Origin of the sequence: Kribbella monticola, from assembly GCF_003261635.1 — a bacterium.
GTDB lineage: Bacteria > Actinomycetota > Actinomycetes > Propionibacteriales > Kribbellaceae > Kribbella > Kribbella monticola.
In genome coordinates this window covers 130,845-153,682 of the sequence record NZ_QFXK01000027.1, presented here as the reverse complement: position 1 = coordinate 153,682, position 22,838 = coordinate 130,845, and the positions used below count along the sequence as shown (strand labels likewise).

Genomic DNA, 22,838 nt, shown 5'->3' with positions numbered 1-22,838 from the left:
GCGGATGGATCCGATCGCGGCAGTAACGGGTGGCCAGGTTCGCGGGTCGACGAAGGACGGTGTCACCGCCTACTTGGGCATCCCGTATGCCGCCGGACCTCAAGGTGCCGACCTGTACGCCGCGCCGAAACCGGTGACGCCGTGGGACGGCATCCGCGCCACCACCTCGCTCGGCGCAACCGCTCCGCAACCGGGGTACGACCCGCCGTTCGACAAACTGCTGAGCAACCCGATCATCCCTGGCCCTGAATTCCTCAACGTCAACGTCTGGACGCCTGGCGGCTCGGGACTGCCGGTGATGGTCTGGTTCCACGGCGGCTCTTTCCGCAACGGCTCGAACGCAGCCCCGGCGTACGACGGAACGGCCTTCGCCCGCGACGGCGTCGTACTGGTCAGCGTCAACTACCGGCTCGGGGTCGCCGGCTTCGGCGTCGTGGCGGGGGCGCCCAGTAATCGCGGGCTGCTCGACCAACTGGCTGCGCTGGCTTGGGTCCAGGAGAACATCGCGGCGTTCGGCGGCGATCCCGGCCGGGTCACGATCTTCGGGCAGTCTGCTGGTGGGATGAGTGTCGCGACCTTGCTGTCGCTGGCGGCCTCGGAGGGCCTGTTCCAGCGGGCGATCGTGCAGAGTGGATCGGCCGAAGCGGTGGCCCTGGCCAGTGATGCGCGGTTGATGACGGCCGAGTTGGCGCAGCGGCTCGGCATCGAGGCGACGCCCGAGGCACTGGGCGCAGTACCGATTCCTGAGCTGATCAAGGCCCAGCAGGCCGTATCGGTCGACCTCCGGCTGAACCCGGATCCGTCCCGTTTCGGTGCGAGCGTGGTCAAGGCGGGCGGCGGGATCATGCCGTTCTTCCCGGTGGTGGACGGGGAGCTGATCCACGAACTGCCTCTCGACGCGATCGCCGGTGGCGCGGCAGCAGGCGTCGACCTGCTCGTCGGGACGACCACGGAAGAGTTCCGGTTCTTCACCGTGCCCAGCTGGATCGCCGCCGGTATCACCGCCGAGACGCTGCCCGTGCTGCTCAGCCGGGCGGGTCTCGACCCCGCCCTTGCCGGTCCGTACGCCGCCAATCGGCCGGGGCAATCTCCGGGCGAGATCTACACCGCGGTGGCGAGCGACGCCTCCTTCTTGCTGCCGACGATCCGGCTCGCCGAGGCGACCAGCTCCACGGCGTACGTGTACGAGTTCAACTGGAAGTCGCCGCTGCCCGGGCTCGGGTCCTGCCACGCGCTGGAGATTCCGTTCGTGTTCGACACGTTGGCCAACGACCGATCGCCCTTGCAGGGTGACGATCCGCCCCAGGCGCTGGCCGAGCGGATGCACGCGGCCTGGGTGGCGTTCGCCACCACCGGGGATCCGGGCTGGTCGCAGTACGACACGACCTCGAGGCCTGTGATGAGCTTCGATCACCCGGAGTCCCGGCAGCTTGCGGATCCGCGCGGCGACGAACTGGCCCTGCTACGGAAGTAGCTGAACAGACGCCGCTACGGAAGTAGCGACTGGACGAGTTCACGCGGCAGGCCGTGCGTCTCGTGCAGGTAGTTGAAGTCGCTCTGGTCGAGCGTCTTCTGGAACCGTTCGTGGCTGATGATCCGGCGGCCGCGCTCCAGCAGGTTCGCGAACCTGATCTCCTCGTCGATCAGGATCCGGCGGACCAGCGTCGGCAGTTCGCCCTGATGGAAGTGCTCGAGGGTGTGCTTGTACAGCTCCATCGGCAGCTCCGACACGGTGTAGCCGTCGTCGACCCGCCAGAGCAGCGTCAGCACCCGGCGGATCAGTCGGCGCAGCACGTAACCGCGCCCCGTGTTCGACGGGTGCACGCCGTCGCCGACGATCACCATGCTCGACCGGAGGTGGTCGATGACGATCCGCTGCGATTCGAGGTCCAGCTTCCACAGGCTCGGGACGATCCGCATCCACGGCTCGAACAGTGACGTCTCGTACACCGAGTCCTTGCCCTCGAGCAGCATCGTCAGCCGCTCCAGTCCGAGCCCGGTGTCGATGTTGCGCTGCTGCAGTGGCTCCAGGGAGCCGTCGTCGAATCGGCGGTAGCGCATCATCACGTGGTTCCACACCTCGACCCAGCGGTCGTCGGTGGACGGCGTACCGGTCGGCGTACCGTTGCCGGTCCAGAGGAAGATCTCCGAATCGGGACCGCACGGACCGGTCGGGCCGTTCGACCACCAGTTGTCGTCGGTGGTGAGCTCGATCGGCACGCCGAGCGACTGCCAGGTGCGAAGCGATTCCTGGTCCAGCTCGACCTGGTTGTCTCCGCCGAAGACGGTCACGTACAGCTGGCTCGGATCGATGCCGTACCCCTCGGTGAGCAGCTCGTACCCCCACCGCAGCGTCTGCTCGCTGCCGTAGTCGCCGAGTGACCACGATCCGAGCATCTCGAACACGGTCAGGTGGGAACGGTCGCCGACCTCGTCGAGATCGGTGGTTCGCAGACATCGCTGCACCCCGGTCAACCTGCGCCCCATCGGATGTGGTTCGCCTTCGAGATAAGGCGTCAGCGGATGCATGCCGGAGGTCGTGAACAGGACCGGGTCACCGGGGCGCGTGATGAGCGACGAGCCCGTGGTGGGCACGTGGCCGCGGTCGGTGAAGAAGTCGATGAAGGTCTTCTGGAGGCTCATTTCTGGGTTCCTTTGCGGGGTGTGGACCGGAAAGGTGAGCCTGGTTTTCGGGCAAAACAAAACCGGCGGACCGTTTCCGGTCGCCGGTGGTTTCGAAGAAGATGTCAGGCAGCGGCAGCCGGAGAGCACGAAGCTCGTACGGCTGCTGCGAGGCGCGACATCTGATGCATGGGACCCAGAGTACACACACTCCCGCGGGGTTTGTCCACGAGGTTGGCGTCACACCTCGAGCAACTCGCGCAGCGTCTGTCCCGATCGTTGCCAGGTCCACTCGGCCGCGACCCACTCGCGACCGGCCCTGCCCATCGCCTGCGCCTTGGCCGGATCCGTGAGCAACTCCACGAGCCGGACGGCGACCGCGACCGGGTTGTACGGATCCACCAGATACCCGGTCTCCCCGTGCCGCACGGTGTCGGAGGCGCCGCCGGAATCGCCGACCAGCACCGCTTTCCCGGTCGCGGCGGCCTCCAGCGAGACGATCCCGAGCGCCTCCGGTTCCAGCCCGAACCGCCTCGTCCGGCACGGCATCGCGAAGACGTCCGCCGCATCGACGTACGGCGGGATGTCGGCCCACGGCACCGCTCCGGTGAAGCGCACCGCGTGCTCCACGCCCATCGTCTTGGCGAGTGCGGTCAGCGGTTCTCGCGCCGGCCCACCGCCGACGAGGAGCAGAACAGCCGTCGGTACTTCGGCCAGCACACGCGGCCAGGCACGGATCAGCGTGTCCTGTCCCTTGCGCGCGACCAGCCTCGACACGCACGCCACCACCGGAACCCCTTCCAGACCAAGGCCTTTGCGCACCTGCTCGCCACCGCAGCCGGGGTAGAACCTGGAGGTATCGACTCCTGGCGTCAGCCTGCGGACCTTCGCCTTGTCGGACAGGGCTTTCGTGATCTGTCCCTCGCACCAGTTCGAGACCGTGGTCACCGTGTCGGCCGCATCGCCGATCCGCCGCAACGCCTGCCTGGTTCCCGGTAGGCCGGCCCACCAGGTCTCGTGGCCGTGCGTCATCGCCACGATCCGCCTCGCTCCGGCCTTGCGAAGGGGCGGCCCCATCAACCCCAGCGGCGCGGCGGCGCCGAAAAGCACGCGATCCGCCTGATAGCGGCGCATCACGTCGACCGCATGTCTTGTGATGCGTGCCGTAGGCAACAACATCGACGTACGGTCGCGCTCGACCGGAAACGCCAGCCCTGCGTCGTACTGCGTGTCGCCGGGCATCCTGGCGGTCAGGACGATCAGGTCGTCCAGCTGGTCGCAGAGCGAGCGGACGAAGGTCTCGATCCCGCCCTGGCGTGGGGGGAAATCGTTGGTGACGACGAGAACGGTCATCGCGGGACCAGCGGCGGGACCGCCGATCCGTGCTCGCTCGCCCAGGCCCGGCCCATCGCGATCCGCTCCGGTGGGGTCGGGTGGTTCGCGAACATCCAGTAACGCCAGCGACTCGGGTTCAGGCCGGAGATGTTGGTGACCGACAACTGGTGCTCCATGGCAACGAAGTCGACCGGATGGTTCGTGAGGCGGAGCGAGTGGTAGTCAGCGCGGGCCTCGATCTTGCGGCTCACCAGGTTCTGAACGGGTGCTGACAACGCAGTACCGGCGGTGATCATCGCCAACAGCAAAGCGGTGTGGCGTGGGTCGGACATGCGGGCTCCGAGCAACAACCGCAGGAGGACGACCGCGAAGGCTGCGCCCAGCGCGCCGATGAAGGTGCCGTGCAGCACGTCGCCCTCGGCCGCGTGGCCCAACTCGTGAGCGACGACGAGCCGCACTTGCGCCGGTGGAGCGTCCTTGAGCAGCGTGTCGTACACGACGAGCCTTCGGGTCGATCCGAAGCCGGAGACGTAGGCGTTGAGGGAGGTGGTCCGCTTCGAGGCATCCGCCACCAGGACGTCCTTGACCGGTACGCCGTCCTGCTTGGCCAACTGAAGCAGCTCGTCGCGTTGCGCGCCGGGTGCCAGCGAGGTGAAGTTGTTGAAGCGCGGCTCCACCAGGACGGGATAGACGAAGGAGATACCGAGGACCAGAACGGCGCCGGCGATCGCGGCCGAGGCCCACCACCAGGTCCGCCAACGGCGCGCCACGGCGACCAGGCCGAGCGCGATCGCGATCAACACGATTGCCATCAGTAACCAATTGACCGCGCGGTCGCGGATCCACAGTGCCCAGTCCTGGGTCGACAGCCCGTACTTGCGGGCGACTCGTTCGGCCATCACGTCGGTCGGCACGGTCACCAGGCTGGCGAGCAATCCCAACCCTGCAACGAGAATCGGCACCGCGTAGTACCAGCGGAGCTTGATCGCGTCGTACAGGCGACGGCCGAGCGGGGTGAAGCCGATGACCAGCGGCACCAGGAGGGAGAGCACCCAGGAAGCGGTTGACCAGGGCAACAACTCGTGCCGGAACTGGTTCTGCCGGTCGATCTCGGCCGCGGTGAAGTCGAGCGTCGCGTCCGGCTTCGGCAGGTCGATCAGGTGCCAGGGTGTCGTCGTCGCGATCACGGCGATCAGGGCGGCGGCCAGCACCAGCGCGACCACCCGGGGTACGGCGTTTCGCACCGGTCCGGGCACCGGCTCAGACACCGGCGAGCCTTTGCAGGTACTTCTGCCAGTCGGCGACGAACTCCTGTTCCGTCGTACCGAGTACCGTGCGGAACGCGTCGGCCAGGCCGGTCGGGCTCTTCGAGGTGTGCACGGCCCGGTAGAACTTCACCAGCTTCGCCTGACCGTCGCGCTCGCCGATCAGCCGGCAGGCCAGCCAGGCCGCCTCGTACGACTGAGCCAGGTCCGTCGACGAGGCGGAGAACGCGTCCGGCGGCGGAAGCCCCTTCGGCACCTTGCCGGCCCGGATCGATTTGAACAGCTCCTTCGCCGCCGACTCGTCCTGAACGGACACCGCGGTGAAGGCCACGTAGTCGGCGAACCCCTCGGCCAGCCACAGCGGCACCGGCGAGGCGGTCGCCGTCGAGGCGACGTGGGTGGTCTCGTGCGTCAGGACGATCCGGCGGCCCTGCTTGCCCAGTTCGTCGAACAGCTTCGGGTTGGCGACGATCCGCACCGGCGCGCCCGCCTGCGGAGTGTCGAGCTCGGCCATCGTCACCGCGGCGATCTGGGTGTAGGTGCCGGGCTGCGCGCCGAGCACCGACTCCATCTCGGCCTGCTTGGACGGCAGGTAGATGACGGTCTTCTGCCGCCAGTTCTTGCCCCACACCTTGCTGACCGATTCGACCGCCTTGTCGGCCACGGCGGCGTAGTCGTCCGCGTTCGCCTGCGAGTTGAGGCTGATCACCAGGCTGTGCGTGCCCTTGGCGACATCGATCGCGCCGAGCGCCCAGATCGGCCGGCGCTGGCCGGCGACGAACCGTTCGCTGAACGACGCGGCGTACGTCGTACCGGCTCTGGTGACGAAAGTGACCGGCATCGTCTCGCGCGCCGGTTTCGCGTCGTACCCGGTGAGTTGCCAGGACACCTCGACCTGCGCGAGCCAGGACTCGGTGCCGCCGAGGGCGCTCTTGCGATCCGGCTCGAGCGCGCCGGGGTCGTCACTGACGTAGCGCAACTGGAAGGTGGCCAGCGGCAACTTTCCGAGGTTGTTGAAGACCGTGCGGGCCTGGTCGTCGAACGCCTTCGCCTGCGGGTCGATCGTGCTCATGAACGTACCGCGGCTGTCGGTCTTGACCGCGTCGGCCATTCGCTGCAGGACCGCCTCGCCCTCGACAGCGCGGCGTACCCCCTCAGCGGCCTCGTCGGGCGGCTGACTCTGGCCCGGTACGCCGTTGTGGCCGTGCGCGCCGCCGGGGTCGGCGGGGGCGTTGGCGACGTTGCGGAGGCCGGCGTACCCGGCCCCGGCGACCACGACGACTGCCATGCCCAGCGCGACTCGCTTCAGCAGCACCGGCGACAGGTTGGCGGGAAGCCTCAGGTTGCCAGGCTTCAGGTTGCTGAGTTTGAGGTTGCTGAGCTTGGTCAGTTTGAGGTTGCCGAGCAAAGGCGCGCCGCCGCCGGCGGCATGCTGGGCCGGGATCAGAATCGTCGTCTGATCAGACACCGGCTTGGCCGACCGAGGAGCCATCGGATCAACCGCTCGCGACGGATCAACCGCCCGCGACGAATCAGCCGGTCGCGAGGCCGGTTGTGCAGCCGGGGTCGGCGGATCGGCCGGCCTGGTGCCGCCTTGTTCGTCGATCACCTCGGCCCCTCGCTGCTCAGCTGCCCCGGTCCGGGGCATCACTCTAATGTCCCAGGGATCATCTGCCGCTCCGGACAGTGAAGCACTCGGCCGGTGACATGACTCGGCTCCGGGGACCTGCCCCGGAGCCGCCGATCATGTCAGAGGCGAGGATCAGCCCGGGCGGACCGCGCCGGCGTACCCGCTCATGTAGTCGACGTCGTTGATCTGGACCGGCTTGCCCGGACGAGGCGCGTGCACCATCTTGCCGTTGCCGATGTACATCCCGACGTGGTGGATCGGGCTGCCGAAGAAGACCAGGTCACCGGGCATCAGGTTGGAGCGGCTGACGCGGCGGCCCTCGCCGTACTGCGCCGCCGACGAGTGCGACAGCGAGACGCCGGCCTTGCCCCAGGCGTACATCGTCAGGCCGGAGCAGTCGAACGAACTCGGACCGTCGGCGCCCCACACGTAGCTGTCGCCCTGTTGGTCCAGCGCCGCCTGGACGGCGATGCCGGCGCGGCCGCTGACCGGCACGTTCGGCAGGTCGTCGTCCATCCGGCCCTTGTCGCGGCTCGGGCGCTTGGCGCGGGCGTCGTTGGCTTCCTTCTCGTTCTCCGCCTGGATCCGGGCGCGATCGGCGTCGCTGAGCTTGCCGAGCACCTTCTCCGCGGCGTCGAGGTTGGCCTGGAGCTGCTTCTTGAGACCTTCTTGCTGCGCCTTCACGGCCTGCAGCGCGGCGAGCTCGCTCTGCTCACTGGCCTGCAGGTCGGAGAGCTTGCCCTGGGCATCCTGGAACTTGCGGAGCGCCGAGTTCTGCTGGCCGGCGAACGCCTGCGCCGTGGAGGCCTGGCTCAGGAACTGGTCGGGGTTCGTCGACAGCAGCAACTGCGCCGTCGTGGACATCCCGGAGGTCTGGTAGCCGGCGACCGCGAGGGACCCGATCTGCCGCTTGACCGCATCGACCTGGACCTGCTGCTTGGCGATCCCGGCCTGCAGTGCCTTCACCTTGGCCTGCTGGGCGCTGATCTTGCCGCGGAGCTCGTTGGCCGCCTCACCGGCGACCTCGGCCTTCTCCTGCAGATCCGCTACCTGGGCCTTCGCCTGCGCCAGAGTCGGCTTCGGGTCCGCGTCCGCGGCGCCCTGGATGAAAAGCACGCCCGCGGCTACTGCGGTGGTGGTGATGGCGGCGAGGGCAATACCCCTGGTGCGGTTAAAGCGGCCGGTGGACACAGCCTGGTCGGTCCCTTCCTGTGCTCGACGCCGTCCCCGTCGACCGCGCCTGGTTCTCGTTCGGGAGTCCTACCGCTGTAACTCCCGAACGACCCGGCGGGTCACACCTCGGCTAGTCGCTGCCCGGCCGGTCTGGTCAACCGGCACGCTGGGGCAACGAGAGGTAAGAGTAGTAACCGATTCGTGACCGACGCAATTCGCCCCTCTGGTTTGATCCAAACTTAACGTCCGGAAAGCCTTTCCAGCGGAGCTCTCAGACGGCGTCGGCGGCCGGATCCCCTTCTGCAGCAGCGTTTGGCTCGACGCTGCTGACGGCATGTACCAGGCGCAGTGGTGGCACCAGACCCGACTCGGCCAGTACGCCGAGTGCGGCGAGCTCCTCGTCGTCCACCCGGATCGAATTCTGCTCGGGCGGCATCCCGAGCAGCACCGTGACCACGCAGTCACGGCATCCCGGACCTCTCATCACACACGCGTCGCAGTCGATCAGCACAACATCCTCCAAAGTGGGGAAGCACCCGGACTTGCACCCGGCTGAAAAGGACGCTAGAGGGCCCCTCCGACACTTTTCCGCCCCAACCCGTTGCCCCCTCCCCCAAACCCCGGCGTGTACCGACGGACAGGAGGTATCGCGTCACTCTCGGGATTTATCCCGCCGCTCCGCGGATTTCGGCCTCAGGCGAGCCCGAGCAACCCGCCGTACAGGCGACACCTCCTGTCCGTCGGTACACAACGGACCACGGCAACACCCCCGGATCGCAGCCCACTCAAGCCACCTCGTACTACGGAGCGCTCAGGCTCACGCGAGACGCTGCGCCAGCGCGCGCCGGATCGTAGCGACGACCCAGTCGGGGTTCGACAGCACCTGCTCATAGGTGAACCTGAGTACCAGCCAGCCCGCCGCCACCAGTTCGTCGTACCGCCGGCAGTCGGCCGCGAACTCGTGCCGGCCGCCATGGAACTCGTATCCGTCGGCCTCGACCGCGATTCGCGCCTGCCGGTGACCGAGATCGACCCGCGCCCGGAACGAACCCGCCTCGACAACCACCTGCGGCTCGAATCCCTCGATCCCGGCGTCCAGCAGCACCGCCCTGAGTACCGACTCGAGGAAGCTGCCGGCCCACGCGTTCGCCGCGCCCGCGATCCGGCGGGCTTGCGGCGTTCCAGGCCCGCGCATTCGTGCGGCTGCCGCCACCAGGTCCGAACGGCGGATGCTCGTTTTGGCCAGCGCGGCGTCGGCCACGGCCAGTGCTTCGGCAAACGGAAGGATCCGCGCGCAGTCGAGGACGGTGCGCGTGACTGAAGTCGTCCGGCCGGGGAGGTCGCCCGGATCGATCTGTGCCCAGTGGAGAACCGCCGGTGGGCCCGAGCGTGAATGCCTGTTAGGCGGGACAGTGACGTGTGGCAGTTCTGGTGGGGTGAGGAGCGGGAGGCTCCAGTACTCCGCTGCGCTCAGGTGCGAGAGGACTCCGTCGTAGGCGATGGCAACGCGTTGGGCCGCGAACAATCCGGACCGCACGTAGATGCCGCGGGCAACCCGCTCGATCACGCCGCACTTCACCGCCTTGGCGACCGCACGACGAGAACTGCCCGCCACCAACTCGCCGAACGTTGCGCGCCCGCCGCTTCGCACGAGTATCTGCATCACCGCCTCCATCAGCAAACCCTGCCTGTTGATGGCCGATCGGCGTCGAGCGTTGTCCACAGGCGCGTACCGACGGACAGGAGGTATCCCCTCGCGACTCGCTGCGAGCAGGCTCAGCGGCCGCGCGGCGGGCCGCAGTACGGCCGGACCTCCTGTCCGTCGGTACGCGACGGAGCAGCGTGAGGTCGGAGGAGCGCGGTGTACCGGCGTACTGGGACGGCGTACCGGCGTACGGCGTGCCGGCGTACTGGGATGGCATGGCGGCGTACGGGGACGGCGTACCGGCGTGCTGGGTGGGTCAGGCGCGGGTGATGCGGCTCAGGAGGGTTTTGGCGGAGAGGGCTCTGGCGCCCATGGTGATGATGCTGTCGGCTACTTCGCGGTCGGTGGAGACGACCACGACCGGGCGGCCTGGGGGTTCTGCGCGGACCAGTTGGCGGATGACCTCGTCGGCGATGACGCCGGCGGGGCTGAAGCGGACGCGTACGCCGCGGGGCGGGGTGAGCTGGACGGGACCGGAGAGTTCGGCACCGTCGAAGACCACGGTGACCTCGATTCGCCGTTGCGCGACCAGCGCGCCGAGCGCGGTGACGAGGCGTTGCCGCTGGGAGTGCAACGGGGAGTTCGGCCAGGCCGTTTTGGTGACGTTGTAACCGTCGATGATCAGGTGCACCTGCGGAAGGGCCAGGAGCTCGTCGAAGAGCGCGGGATCGTCCTCTGGCGCGGAACGGCCGACCGGTGACGCGGACGGCTCCACCCCGGCGACGGTATCGGCCGGGCGAAGGTCTCCCCCGGGCGGTAAAGCCAGCTCGCGACGGAGTCCTCCTGCGGCCTCGACCAAGGTGTCGAGCAGCAGACGTGTCCTGGTCGAGATGAGTTCGCGCTCTTGCCCCGCAGTACGGCGTGCAGCGTGTTCGACCGCCTCCAGTTCGGTGATGCGCGCCCGGAGTTTGCGCAGCTCACGGTCGACTTCGGCGCGGGCCGCGTCGACGCGTTCGTCGGCTGTGTTCGCCTCGACGGTGCGCAGTTCGAGCTCGCTTTGCAGGCCGGTGATCCGCTGGCGCGCCTCGTTCAGCTTGCGGCGGAGCGTGACGTTCTCCGCCTTGAGTTCGGTGACCTGCTCGCGCAAACGTTCGCGCACCTGCCGCGTCTCGGTCCGGGCTTGGTCGAGTTGCTCGGTGAGCCGGTGGACCACCTCGTCGTCGTGCTTCGGCTGCTCCACCGGAAGTTGGGCAGCGTCTGCGACCCGCTGCTCCCAGTCGCCGGGCCGGAGTAGATACGCGAGCGCGGCCACTTCCACCGGCTCGGCCGCGGGCACCGGGATGCCCTCGGCGACCGCGTCGCCCAGCTCGGGGTGCTCACGCCGTACCTCGAACGCGATCAGCCGGCGGAAATGCTCGTCGGTGTCGAGGATCGGCCCGAGTACGGATGCCGAGAGTTTCGCGCGCTTGCCGGGCGCGAAACTGGCGAACCGCCGCAGCGGGGGTGGGATGTCGGTCGCGGGCAGCTGACCCAGAGCCTGGGCGGCGAGGGTGAGAACCCGTTGCCGCACCGGTTCGGGCAAGGTGGTGGCAGCGGAGCTCGCGGCGGCGCCGGCCTCAGCCACCGGTCCGCAGTCCGGCCGGAACGGCTGCCTGGCTCCGCCAGTGACGCAGACCACAACGACCGGGCCCGACGCCCGGATTCGCAGTGATCGCTTGTGTACGCATGTGTAGAGCGTAGTCGGTCCGATCGCGTGTCACCTGCGGAATTGTCGGTGGGGCCTTCTAGCGTCTTGGCCATGAGCAGCCCATCGCCGGATCACGCCGCTGCCCCGGCGCCCGCGCCGGTCATGCCGATCCGTGGTGTGCAACCGAGTTTCGACGACCTCGGTACGCCGTTGCGCGACGTCACCTTCTGCGTGGTCGACCTGGAGACCACCGGTGGCGCACCGGGCGCCTCGGGGATCACCGAGATCGGCGCGGTCAAGGTCCGCGGCGGCGAGGTGCTCGGTGAATTCCAGACCCTGGTGAATCCGGCCGAGCCGATCCCGCCCTTCATCGCCGTACTGACCGGCATCACCGACCTGATGGTTGCCTCGTCACCCCGGATCGACTCGGTGCTGCCCGCGTTCCTGGAGTTCGCGCGGGGCTGTGTGATGGTGGCCCACAACGCGCCGTTCGACATGGGTTTCCTGAAACACGACAGCCACATCCACGGCTATGACTGGCCCGACTTCGCCGTCGTCGACACGGCCTTGCTGGCCCGCCGGGTGATCACGCCCGACGAGGCGCCGAACTGCAAACTCGGCACGCTCGCGAAGTTGTTCCGGGCAACCACCACCCCGAATCACCGCGCCCTGTCCGACGCGCGGGCCACCGTCGACGTGCTGCACGGTTTGTTCGAGCGGGTCGGCTCCCTCGGCGTACAGACCCTGGAAGACCTGCAGACGTACTCCGCGCGCGTCGCGCCGCAGGTTCGCGCGAAGCGGCACCTGGCCGAGTCGTTGCCGCACGCACCTGGTGTCTATCTGTTCACCGACGACCGCGGCGAGGTTCTGTACGTCGGGAAGTCGAAGGACCTGCGTACGCGCGTCCGGTCGTACTTCACCGCCTCCGAGACCCGCACCAGGATCGGCGAGATGATCGGGATCGCCACCGGCGTCCGCGGTATCGAGTGCGGGACGGCGCTGGAGGCCGAGATCCGCGAGCTGCGGCTGATCGCGGAGCACAAACCGCGGTACAACCGGCGGTCGAAGTTCCCCGAGCGGCAGCACTGGCTGAAGGTGACCGTCGAGCCGTTCCCGCGGCTGTCGCTGGTGAAACAGGTGCGCGACGACGACGCCGGGTATCTCGGACCGTTCAGCTCGCGGAAGACGGCCGAGCGGGCGATGGCGGCGCTGCACGAAGCGTTCCCGATCCGCCAGTGCACGGTCCGGATGTCGCGGACGCCGTCCGTCTCACCGTGTGTGCTGGCCGAGATGGGCCGCTGCGTGGCGCCCTGCGACGGGCGGATCTCGGCGGACTCGTACGGCGAATTCGTCACCGCGCTGCGCTCGGCGCTGACCGTCGACCCGGCGCCCGTCGTCGAGGCGCTGGACCGACGGATCGACGTACTGTCGGCCGACGAGCGGTTCGAGGACGCGGCCGTGCATCGTGATCGGCTCAGCGCGTTCGTCCGGAGCAGCGCGAAGATGCAGCGGATGTCGTCGCTGACGGGGTGCGCGGAGATCTGCGCGGCTCGGCGTACCGATGACGGCGGCTGGGAGTTGCACGTGATCCGGCGGGGGCGGCTGGCCGCGGCGGGGATCAGCCCGCGCGGGACGGATCCGCGGAAGTACCTGGAGATGCTGCGCGCCTCGGCCGAGACGGTCCTGCCCGGAATCGGGCCGGTGGCGAGCGCCTCGCCCGAGGAGATCGAGCTCGTACTGCGCTGGCTCGACTCCCCCGGCATCCGCCTGGTCGAGATGGACGGCACCTGGACCTGCCCCATCAGCGGCGCCGGCCGCCACGTGAGCCGCCTCGACAACTCCTACTCCGAAGACCACCACCACCCGAGCGAACGCCGCCGCCGAATGCGCCCCCTCGGAGCCACCCGCGCCAGCTGAGCCCCCAGCACGGCTCCACCGAGCAGCACAACGCGGTGCGTCGAGCGGCGGGATCGGGGGCGATCGAGCTGCGTGACCGGGTCGGGTGAGCGGCGCGCTCGGGGTCGGGCGAGCGGCGCGATCGGGCTCGGGTGAGCGGCGCGCTCGGGGTCGGGCGAGCGGCGCCATCGGGCTCGGGTGAGCGGCGCGACCGGGGTCGGGCGAGCGGCGCCATCGGGATCGGGTGAGCGGCGCGACCGGGGTCGGGCGAGCGGCGCCATCGGGATCGGGTGAGCAGCGCGACCGGGGTCGGGCGAGCAGCGCGATCGGGGGCGGGTGAGCGGCGCGCTCGAGGTCGGGTGAGCGGCGCGATCGGGGTCGGGTGTGCGGGGCGCATTATGCTGCAGCGGCAGGTTTCGAGGTTTGGTTCCGGGGTTCCGGGTTCGAGGAGAGGACGACATGGTCACCGCGATCGTGTTCATCAAGGCCGACGTCGCACGCATTCCCGAGGTCGCCGAACAGGTGGCGGCGATCGAGGGCGTCAGCGAGGTGTACTCGGTGACCGGCGGGCTGGACCTGATCGCGATGATCCGGGTCGCCCACCACGACGACCTGGCGACCGTGATCCCCGACCACGTGAACCGCGTGCCCGGCGTACTGAGCACCGAGACGCACATCGCGTTCCGTACCTACTCCACCCACGACCTCGAGGCGGCCTTCAGCCTGGGCCAGGAGGACGGCGCCTGAGAGCCGGAATCCGCCCCCTCTCTGACACGAGCTGAAGTTACGGTGAACCCATGAGCAACCCTCCCGCGGGCTGGTATCCGGACCCCACCGGACAGGCCAACACCATCCGCTGGTGGAACGGGACGCAGTGGACCAACAAAACCGAAACCGAGGTCCCCACCGAAACCCCCGCCTCACCCACTGCCGAGACCAAACCGAGCGCCTCCGCAGGCACATCAAGCGGTGCTGACGGCTCAGACGACTCGACTTCGACCGGTTCGCCGAGCGTTGCTCCAGCCGGTACTGCGAACGCCGCCACCAGCTCGACCGAGGCGACGTCGGGTGAAGGGGCCTCCGATCTGGCGAGGTCGGGTCAGCTCAACTCAACTCGAGCGAACTCAGATGAGAACGCGGCTGCCGCGGCGGCTGCTGCCGAGAAACTGAGCGCCGCCGAGAAGGCCAAGGCGACTTGGACTCAGGTGGCGCCGGTTCCGGTACCTGCCAACCACTGGACTCAGCAGCCAGCCCGCCCGATCGATCCGAACGCCAAACCGTCAGCCAGCGCAGCAGCAACTTCTGACAGTGAGGACGCACCGGAGGGCCGCTGGAAGCTCAAGCTGGCCGAGCCGATGCCCGGTACGTCGGGCGACGACTCCGACTCGAACGCCGAGCCCAAGGCAGCGGAGAACGGCGTAGGCAAGCTCGCCGCCGCCGCCGCGGCCGCTGCCAACGGCGCCGGAGCTCCTACTGACGCAACGAGCAACGCAGGTACGTCGGCAGGCGCAGGCGCATCGGCTGATGCGGGCGCGTCGGGTGGCGCAGGTACGTCGGCAGGCGCAGGCGCGTCGGCTGATGCGGGCGCATCGGATGGCGCAGGTACGTCGGCAGGCGCAGGCGCATCGGCTGATGCGGGCGCATCGGATGGCGCAGGTACGTCGGCCGGCGCAGGTACCTCAGGTGATGCGGGCGCGTCGGGGGATGCGGGTGTGTCCGGTGACGGCGATGGTGGTCGTGATGGTGACGCGACCGTGGTTGCTGGTTCGTGGGCGCGGAAGGGTGGCGACCAGGAGTCGCAAACTCAGGAATGGGCGCCGACGAGCTGGACCTCGCGACCAACGCAGGTCAACACGGGCGAAGGCTGGAACGCCGGTACGCAGCAAAGCACGAGTGGTGGCTGGCAAACCGCAGCCAGTACGCCGTGGCAGACAACCGGCGCTCAGCCGGGCGACTCCACCGCACAGGCGGCGACGGGCGGCTGGCAGCCCAACCCCGCAACCCAGAAAGCTGACGCACAAGGCAACGAGGCAGCTGGCAACATCGGGGCCTGGGGCAACAACCAGAGCGCCGACCCAGAAGCCGCCACCGCAATCTGGCAAGCAAACAACACCCAAGCCGGCGAAACCCCCGGCGATGTCACCGCACCCCAAGGCGACACAACGCAGGTCGATGCCGGACCTTGGGGCACCACCGCCGCCGGGCAGAGCACTGGAAGCACCGGCGACCCCGCGCAGGCCGGCCCATGGCAAGCGACCGCTGCGGGACAAGGCGCTGGCAGCACCGGCGACGGCGTGCAGGCCGGCCCATGGCAAGCGACCGCTGCGGGACAAGGCGCTGGCAGCACCGGCGACGGTGTGCAGGCCGGCCCGTGGCAGGCGACTACTGCGGGGCAGGGCGCTGGGGGTGCCGGTGGCGGTGCGCAGGCTGGTTTGTGGCAGGGCGCTGGCGAAGCGGGCGGGGGCGGGGAGGGCGGCGTACTAGGTGGCGGCGGCTGGGCTGGTGCCGGTGCGGCTGGGACTGCTGGTGGTACTGGCGAGGATGGGAAGGCCAGTCTGTGGGAGCCGGCTGCTGGTCAGCAGGGTGATGCGGCGCAAGGTGGTGCTGGCGGGTGGAGTGGGGCCGCTGGTGGGCAGGGCGTCGGGGGCGGCGGGCAGGGTGGTTTGTGGCAGGGGGCTGCTGAGCAGGGCGGGGCTGGGCAGGGCGGCGTACAGGGCGTTGATGGCGCGCAGGGTGGGGCTTGGCAGGGCGGTGGGGTGGCGCTGCAAGGGGCGGGGCAGCAGTGGCAGGGTGGGGGGACGCAGACGACTACTGGCTGGCAGCGGGGTGGGGCTGGGCAGTGGGATGGCGGGGATGGTGGGGACAAGGGTTCGGGGCGTAAGGGTGGGGCGCGCGGATCGGGTGGATCGGGTGCTGGGGGCAACAAGACGACGGTGGTGATTGCGGCGGCGGTGGGCTTGGTGCTCATCGTTGTGGCGGCGGTGTTCTTCATCTTGAAGGACCGGAACGACAACACCGCCGATCCGACCACGTCGCCGACCGCTCCGGTGTCGAGCGGGCCGACCAGCGCCAGCTCCGATCCGACGACGGCGCCGACCTCGGCGCCCACCTCCCAACCGACGACCAAACCGACCGGTCCGCAGAGCACCACTTCGCCCGGGCAGTCGAAGAATCCCAAGCTGCACGAGGGTTCACGGATCGCTTCGGACGCGATCTCGTTCCCGCGGTTGCGGCCGCCGTGGTCGGACCGCAAGCGGCTGGTACCGCAACTGCTCAACTCCAGCGGCCAGTACGTGCTGCTGCAAGAGAACTTCGACGGCAAGAACGACTGGTACGCCGATGTGTTCGTCGGCGCGCTCGGTACGGCGACCCTGTTCAACGGGAACACGCAGGCGACCGCTTCGGATCTGTCGTTCCAGGTCCAGAGTTCGATGTACGGCGACATCCCGGTGACGTTCAAGCCGCTGCGGAACGGACCGGTGAAGCGTTCGGGCAAGGCCGGCTGGTACTACCAGCAGTCGGTCACGGTGAACTCGCCGAAGATCACCGCGAAGGTGCTGACGCTGACTGTCGCCGTCTTCGACCTCGGTGACGGCACCGCAGTCGGCTACATCAGCGACATCCCCACGAACCGGCCGGACCTGATCGCGGCCGAAAGCCAGGTCTACAAGGGAATCAACGTTGGCTGAGAACGAGACCCCGCAACCGCCCCAGCGCCCTCCGGCCAGGCACAGCGCACCCCCGCGCCCCGCCACGCCGCCCGGACCGCCCAACCCGCACCCCGCCTCGGATCGCTCGTCGGATGTGTTGGCGGTGGGGCCGTCGGTGGGGTCGAGTTTGGCGGATGCGTTGTCTTCGGATGCGTTGTCGGGGGGTGCCTCGGTGGGAGATCCGTTGGGGGGACAGTCGCGGGCACCGGCTCCGCCTCCTCCGCCGCCGGCTTTTCCGTCTGCTGAGCAGCCACAAAGCCGGCCGTCTCAGGTGTTGCCGGGGCAACAGGCGCCGGTGGTTCGGCCGCAGGTGGGTCGGCCGCAGCATCAGGTGGGTCGGCCGCAGGATCAGGTGGGTCGGCCGCAGGATCAGGTGGGTCCGCCGCAGGTCCGTTCAGAGCAGTCGGTACGTGGGCAGCAGCCGCAGTTTCCTACTGTGCAAGGGCATCCGGCGCAGGGCCGACCGGGGCAGCAGCTGCCGCCGCAGGGTAGTGCGCAGTCACAGAACTGGGCCGGCCCGCAAGGTAGCGGGCAACCGGTGCAGGGATCTGGACCGCAAGGTGGTCCGCCCCAGAACTGGGGCGGGCCGCAAGGTGGCGGGCAACCGGTGCAGAGTTCTGGACCGCAAGGTGGGCCACCCCAGAACTGGGCCGGGCCGCAAGGTGGGCAGCCGCCGCGTGGTCCGGTGCAGCAGGGTGGTGGGCAGGCGCCGTACGGGCGTGGGCCGCAGCAGCAGTACGGAGGACCGCAGGGCGGTTCGCAGCCGCAGCACTGGGCTGGGGCGCAAGGCGGTTCGCTGCCGCAGTACGGGGCTGGGTCGCAGCCGCAGTATGCCGCTGGGCCGCCGCAAGGTGGTGCGCTGACGCAGTACGGGCCCGGGGCGCAGGGTGGCGGGCAGTACGGGGCTGGGGCGCAGTACGGCGGGCAGGCTGGTGTTGGGGTCGAGGGTGGCGACGACGGGTATGGGGTGGTTGGGCGTCGGCTGAAGTCGGCGGGTGGTGGAGATTCGACGCGGACGCCTCGGTTGGTGGGGGCGGCGTTGCTGGTGGTGGTGGCGTTGCTGACTGCTGTCTGGAGTGTCAACTGGATCTGGTCGAAGGCCGATGCCGTCACGCCCGTCGCGGTGCCGTCGGCGAAGACGCCGTTGAAGACGGTGAATCCGTCGGCGAGCCCGTCGCCGACACCGCCGCCGGTCGGCAAGGTCGTCGGCTCCACTCTTGTTGCCTTCAACAAGGACACGATGCCGCTGATGAGTTCGCAGTGGAGCGACAACTTCGACCGAAGCGGAATGGTCGGCGGCGCCGCGACGTGGCTGACCGTGCACGCGAAGTACGACGGCAAGGGCAGCTGGGGCAACTATGTGTCCTTCGGCCAGCTTCCCAAGGACGTCCCCTACACGAACAGCCCGGCCGGTCTCAAACAAGCGGCCCAGTCCGCCGGCGGCATGGCGCTGACCCGCTTGTACGACGCGAACACCAAGCCGTACGCCGTCACCCACCGCGCGATCACGGTCGGCGGCCACCCCGGCCACGAGATCACCGCCCGGATCCCGGTCAAGGTGCCGAAGCTGAAGGAGACGTACTCCGTCATCCTGATCGCGGTGATCGACCGCGGTGACGGTACGGCGGCCGTCTCGATCGGCGACATCGCCGGCTCGACCCCGCAGTGGTTGCCCGTCTGGCGCAGCCGCGTCGCTCAGATCAAGATCAACAACTGACCAACAGAACAGCCGCCCGCTCCCTCACCGGAAGCGGGCGGCTGTTCTCATCAAGAGACCGCGAAGCTCAACAGACTCTCAGCGCACCTCAGCGCAAGCGGCGATCCACCGCTCCAGCAACGCCTTCGCCGCACCCGAGTCGATCGACTCGACCGCCCGGTCCATCCCAGCGCGAATCCGCGAAACCAACGGTCCCGTGCTCCCGTCATGCGCAGCCAACGCCGCACCGGCATTGAGCAGTACGACGTCGCGCACCGCCCCGCGCTCACCGTCGAGCAGCGCCCGGACCACCTTCGCGTTGTACGTCGCGTCGGCACCCTTCAACGCTTCGGCGGGAACCGGCTCGATCCCCAACTCCCGCGGATCCAGCGTCTCGGGCCCCTCCACAACACCACGTCCGACCGTCCACACCTGCGAAGTCGTCATCGTGGTCAGTTCGTCCAGCCCGTCGTCGCCGTGGAACACCAGCGCGTCGATCCCCCGCCGAGCCAGTACGCCGGCCATCAACCCGGCGATTCGTGAATCCCCAACCCCGACAGCCTGCGCCGAAGGGTTGCCCGGATTCGCCAACGGGCCAAGGAAGTTGAACGTCGTCGGCACGCCGAGCTCACGACGCGGTACGGCGGCATGCCGCAGAGCGGGGTGGAACGCAGGCGCGAAGCAGAACGTGATGCCGGCCAACTCCCCCACCGCGGCCACCTGCGACGCGGTCAGGTCGAGTGGAATCCCGAGCTCTTCCAGTACGTCGGCAGCACCGCACGCCGACGAAGCAGCCCGGTTGCCGTGTTTGAGCACCTTCGCTCCGGCGCCGGCGGCAACGATCGCGGACATCGTGGAAATGTTCACAGTGTGCGCTTGGTCACCACCGGTACCTACGACATCCAGCGTCCGCCCCGGTACGTCGATCCGCGTGGCGAAGTCGCGCATCGTCGCCACCAGGCCCTCGACCTCGACGACGGTCTCGCCCTTGGACCGCAACGCGATCACGAAGCCGGCCAGCTGCGCCGGAGACGCCGCGCCGGACAGGATCTGCTCCATCGCCCACGCCGTCGCCGACGCGTCGAGATCCTCGTGGCGCAACAGCGGATTGAGCACCTGGGCCCAGGTGTACCCGCGTGCCGTAGTACCGGCAGTCATCGCCGGCGGGTCAGGTCGTCGCGGGGAGCTTGGCGGCGCGCGCCCGGAGCAGCTCCGCGGTCGCCTCGGCCAGCTTGATCGGGTCGATCGGGTGCGCCACGGCCGCCTCGGCACGCGACCAGGTCGCCAGCCACGCGTCCTGCGGGCGGCCGATCAGGACCAGTACCGGCGGGCACTGGAAGATCTCGTCCTTCAGTTGCCGGGCGATCCCCATCCCGCCGGCCGGAACGGCCTCGCCGTCCAGGATCGCCAGGTCGACGCCGCCGGCGTCCATGGCCTTGATCACCGCGGGCTCGGTGGCGCACTCGAAGTACTCGAGCTCGGGCAGATCGGCCGCGGGCCGCTTGCCCAACGCCAGCCGGACCGACTCCCGCGTCGTACGGTCGTCGCTGTAGACCAGCACCTTCAGCGGACGCTCTGAGCTCATCGATTCATCCCAAGCTGTGTGTCTGTGACGAGTGGACGTGAAACCAACACGGCGAATGCTACCGGGGACCCTGCTCGGCTCTGCGCGCCTGTTCCTCCAACCGGTCCAGCCGGCGGTCCTCGCGCTTGGCTTCGCGCTGCGACTGCTTCACCCATTGGACGAACAGGACAGCGAAGAAGACGATTCCGATGATGTCGCCGGACCCCCAGAGGAGACCGCCCGCGATGTACTGGTCACGCAGCGGTGACGGCGGCCAGCTCCGGCCGAAGCTGGTGTACCAGTCCTCCGCGATCAGCTTGTTCGCCGACATGATCGTGATGCCGAGGAAGGCGTGGAACGGCAGCGTGAGGAACGTGAGCATCAACCGGAACGGGTAGATCACCCGGCCGGGGACCGGATCGAGGCCGAGCAGCGGCCAGAAGAACAACGATCCGACCACAATGAAGTGGACGTGCAGAAGATCGTGCAGCACCGCCGAGCGCAGCGTGGCGTCGTACCAGCCGCTGAAATAGAGCACCCAGGGGCTCAGGACGAACAGCGTAAAGCCGATCAGCGGGAAGCAGAGCACCTTCGCCAACCGTGAATGCAATACGGAGAGCAACCATTTCCGCGGGTTGGCGGGAAGGGTGCGAAGGGCAAGCGTCACCGGCGCGCCGAGCGCCATCGCCAACGGGGTGAGCATCGACAGGATCATGTGCTGCGCCATGTGAACGCTGATCAGGACCGTGTCGTAGGTGCCGAGAGCGGACTGGGTGGCGATCACCGCACTGCCGAGACCGAGTCCGACGAAGGCGACAGTGCGGCCGACCGGCCACTTGTCGCCGCGCGCGTGAAGGCGATGTACGCCGTACAGGTAGAGGCCGCCGACGACGATGATCACTGCGAGTAACACCGGCTCGAACGTCCACGCCGTGAGCAGACGCGACGGGGTGAACGGCGCGATCTGGTCGCCTGGTCCGGCATGGAGGGGAAGCACGCTTCCACAGTAGAAACAGGTTGTGGCCGACATGCATGGGGGTGGGCGTGCTGTCGGACAGCGGGACCGACATAATGACGCCGTGGCCACTGCAACCGCGCTCCCAGCGTCCCGTGAACACGGACACCATGACCGTCCCAGCATGGTCAGTGTCGGCACGATCGTCTGGCTCTCGAGCGAACTGATGTTCTTCGCCGCCCTGTTCGCGGCCTACTTCACGATCCGGTCCGTGACGACCGCCGCGGCGGCAGCGGGGACCGAGTCCCTGTGGGAAGCGTCGACCGCGATGCTGAACGTGCCGTTCGCCTCGGTGAACACGTTCATCCTGGTCGCGTCGTCGTTCACCTGCCAGGCCGGCGTCTTCGCCGCCGAGCACGGCAAGGTCGGACGCACCGGCGCGCTGGCGAACATCCGCTCCTGGGGTATGCGTGAGTGGTTCATCCTCACCTACCTGATGGGCGCGGTGTTCATCGCCGGCCAGGTGACGGAGTACGCCAAGCTGGTCCACGAGGGCGTGACGATCGCGTCGTCGCCGTACGGATCGGTGTTCTACCTGACCACCGGGTTCCACGGTCTGCACGTGACTGGTGGTCTCATCGCTTTCGTGTTCGTCCTCGCCAGGACGTACATGGCACGCAAGTTCACCCACGAACAGGCCGTCTCGGCGATCGTCGTGTCGTACTACTGGCACTTCGTCGACGTGGTCTGGATCGCCCTGTTCGCGACCATCTACCTGCTCAAATGAGTGAGAAGAGACTTTCCTTGTCACCGGCGCGCTTCCTCTCCGCGCGACGACGGCACCGGTCAGCCGGCCTCGTCGTGCTCCTGTTCGGCCTCCTGGCGGTGGGCTCCGCGTACGCCGCGTTCGCCCCTGACAACGCGGTGGCGGACAACTCGGCCCAGTCCCAGCAGATCGAAGAGGGCAAGAAGCTCTTCGCGGTCGGCTGTGCCAGCTGCCACGGCCTGAACGCCGAGGGCGGTGGCAACGGCGAAGGCAAGCAGGCCGGCCCGTCCCTGATCGGAGTCGGCGCGGCCGCGGTCGACTTCCAGGTCGGCACCGGCCGGATGCCGGCGATGCAGCCCGGCGCCCAGATCCCGCGCAAGACCCCGGCGTACACGCCCGCGGAGATCGAGGCCCTGGCGGCGTACGTCGCGTCCCTGGCCCCCGGCCCGGCGGTACCGGCCGAGGAGTCGTACGACATCAGCAAGGCGACCGACGAGCAGATCACCCGCGGTGGCGAGCTGTTCCGCACCAACTGCACGGCGTGCCACAACTTCGCCGGCCGTGGCGGTGCGCTGCCCGGCGGCAAGTACGCGCCGTCGCTGATGAACGTCGACCCCAAGCACATCTACGAAGCGATGCTGACCGGTCCGCAGCAGATGCCGGTCTTCTCCGACCAGGTACTGCGGCCGGAAGACAAGCGTGACGTGATCGCGTACCTGAACGCGTTGCAGCAGCAGAAGGACCCCGGTGGCTTCGGTCTCGGCCGGCTCGGCCCGGTCTCGGAGGGTCTGTGGGGCTGGCTGGTCGGTATCGGCCTGCTCGTCTGCGTGGCGGTCTGGATCGGCGCCAAGGGCGTCAAGGCCAAGGGAGTGAAGGCAGAGTGAGTGACGAGAA

Annotated in this window: 18 protein-coding genes; 7 read left to right on the top strand and 11 right to left on the bottom strand. The window is 68.7% G+C overall.

What is annotated here, in order from left to right; all coding sequences use genetic code 11:
- Positions 1 to 4 precede the first annotated feature (4 nt).
- On the top strand, positions 5 to 1,474 hold the full coding sequence (locus tag DIZ26_RS11725) for a carboxylesterase/lipase family protein (protein ID WP_112240326.1): 1,470 nt from the start codon (positions 5 to 7) through the stop codon (positions 1,472 to 1,474).
- A 14-nt stretch (positions 1,475 to 1,488) separates the two neighbouring features.
- On the opposite strand, the gene DIZ26_RS11720 is transcribed toward DIZ26_RS11725, so the two are convergent.
- The 8 genes from DIZ26_RS11720 to DIZ26_RS11685 form a co-directional block, all read right to left on the bottom strand.
- Positions 1,489 to 2,643, bottom strand: coding sequence for an alanine--tRNA ligase-related protein (locus DIZ26_RS11720; protein WP_112240324.1), 1,155 nt, complete (start codon positions 2,641 to 2,643; stop codon positions 1,489 to 1,491).
- A 219-nt stretch (positions 2,644 to 2,862) separates the two neighbouring features.
- Positions 2,863 to 3,975, bottom strand: coding sequence for a glycosyltransferase family 4 protein (locus tag DIZ26_RS11715; protein ID WP_112240322.1), 1,113 nt, complete (start codon positions 3,973 to 3,975; stop codon positions 2,863 to 2,865).
- Positions 3,972 to 5,225: a M48 family metallopeptidase gene (locus DIZ26_RS11710; RefSeq protein ID WP_232828278.1), complete on the bottom strand. Its 1,254-nt coding sequence runs from the start codon at positions 5,223 to 5,225 to the stop codon at positions 3,972 to 3,974. The genes DIZ26_RS11715 and DIZ26_RS11710 overlap by 4 nt, the downstream gene beginning before the upstream one ends.
- Positions 5,218 to 6,714, bottom strand: coding sequence for a hypothetical protein (locus DIZ26_RS11705; protein ID WP_232828277.1), 1,497 nt, complete (start codon positions 6,712 to 6,714; stop codon positions 5,218 to 5,220). The genes DIZ26_RS11710 and DIZ26_RS11705 overlap by 8 nt, the downstream gene beginning before the upstream one ends.
- 270 nt (positions 6,715 to 6,984) lie before the next feature.
- The gene (locus DIZ26_RS11700) at positions 6,985 to 8,043 is read right to left on the bottom strand and encodes a C40 family peptidase (protein ID WP_112240316.1); all 1,059 of its coding nucleotides are present in this window, start codon (positions 8,041 to 8,043) and stop codon (positions 6,985 to 6,987) included.
- 253 nt (positions 8,044 to 8,296) lie between these two features.
- The gene (locus DIZ26_RS11695; RefSeq protein ID WP_332872725.1) at positions 8,297 to 8,482 is read right to left on the bottom strand and encodes a hypothetical protein; all 186 of its coding nucleotides are present in this window, start codon (positions 8,480 to 8,482) and stop codon (positions 8,297 to 8,299) included.
- A gap of 360 nt (positions 8,483 to 8,842) precedes the next feature.
- On the bottom strand, positions 8,843 to 9,688 hold the full coding sequence (locus tag DIZ26_RS11690) for a DUF559 domain-containing protein (protein WP_232828276.1): 846 nt from the start codon (positions 9,686 to 9,688) through the stop codon (positions 8,843 to 8,845).
- A gap of 298 nt (positions 9,689 to 9,986) precedes the next feature.
- Positions 9,987 to 11,294, bottom strand: a complete 1,308-nt coding sequence (locus DIZ26_RS11685; RefSeq protein WP_112240311.1) for an NYN domain-containing protein — start codon at positions 11,292 to 11,294, stop codon at positions 9,987 to 9,989.
- A gap of 174 nt (positions 11,295 to 11,468) precedes the next feature.
- On the opposite strand from DIZ26_RS11685, the gene DIZ26_RS11680 reads away from it, so the two are divergent.
- The 4 genes from DIZ26_RS11680 (at position 11,469) to DIZ26_RS38285 (ending at position 18,680) form a co-directional block, all read left to right on the top strand.
- Positions 11,469 to 13,274 carry a DEDD exonuclease domain-containing protein gene (locus DIZ26_RS11680; protein ID WP_112240309.1) on the top strand — a complete coding sequence of 602 codons (1,806 nt, stop codon included), beginning with the start codon at positions 11,469 to 11,471 and terminating at the stop codon, positions 13,272 to 13,274.
- Between the two features lie 438 nt (positions 13,275 to 13,712).
- A complete protein-coding gene (locus DIZ26_RS11675; protein WP_112240307.1) occupies positions 13,713 to 14,000 on the top strand; it encodes an Lrp/AsnC family transcriptional regulator in 288 nt (95 codons plus the stop codon).
- A 50-nt stretch (positions 14,001 to 14,050) separates the two neighbouring features.
- Entirely contained in the window at positions 14,051 to 16,942 is a 2,892-nt protein-coding gene (locus DIZ26_RS38600; RefSeq protein WP_112240305.1) for a DUF2510 domain-containing protein, read from the top strand.
- 628 nt (positions 16,943 to 17,570) lie between these two features.
- Entirely contained in the window at positions 17,571 to 18,680 is a 1,110-nt protein-coding gene (locus tag DIZ26_RS38285) for a hypothetical protein (protein WP_232828329.1), read from the top strand.
- 78 nt (positions 18,681 to 18,758) lie between these two features.
- Here the strand turns inward: DIZ26_RS38285 and trpD are convergent, their stop codons facing one another.
- The 3 genes from trpD to DIZ26_RS11650 are packed head-to-tail and all read right to left on the bottom strand — an operon-like array spanning position 18,759 to position 21,220.
- A complete protein-coding gene (trpD, locus tag DIZ26_RS11660; protein WP_112240303.1) occupies positions 18,759 to 19,817 on the bottom strand; it encodes an anthranilate phosphoribosyltransferase in 1,059 nt (352 codons plus the stop codon).
- Positions 19,818 to 19,827: 10 nt separating this feature from the next.
- A complete protein-coding gene (locus tag DIZ26_RS11655) occupies positions 19,828 to 20,244 on the bottom strand; it encodes an Rv3143 family two-component system response regulator (protein WP_112240301.1) in 417 nt (138 codons plus the stop codon).
- 58 nt (positions 20,245 to 20,302) lie between these two features.
- Positions 20,303 to 21,220 carry a cytochrome c oxidase assembly protein gene (locus DIZ26_RS11650; RefSeq protein WP_112240299.1) on the bottom strand — a complete coding sequence of 306 codons (918 nt, stop codon included), beginning with the start codon at positions 21,218 to 21,220 and terminating at the stop codon, positions 20,303 to 20,305.
- A gap of 31 nt (positions 21,221 to 21,251) precedes the next feature.
- Here DIZ26_RS11650 and ctaE point away from each other — a divergent pair, with 31 nt between their 5' ends.
- Together ctaE and qcrC are read left to right on the top strand one after the other, a co-directional pair.
- On the top strand, positions 21,252 to 21,965 hold the full coding sequence (gene ctaE, locus DIZ26_RS11645; RefSeq protein WP_198676077.1) for an aa3-type cytochrome oxidase subunit III: 714 nt from the start codon (positions 21,252 to 21,254) through the stop codon (positions 21,963 to 21,965).
- Positions 21,962 to 22,828, top strand: coding sequence for a cytochrome bc1 complex diheme cytochrome c subunit (gene qcrC / locus DIZ26_RS11640; protein ID WP_112240295.1), 867 nt, complete (start codon positions 21,962 to 21,964; stop codon positions 22,826 to 22,828). Before ctaE ends, qcrC begins: the two co-directional genes overlap by 4 nt.
- Positions 22,829 to 22,838 lie beyond the last annotated feature (10 nt).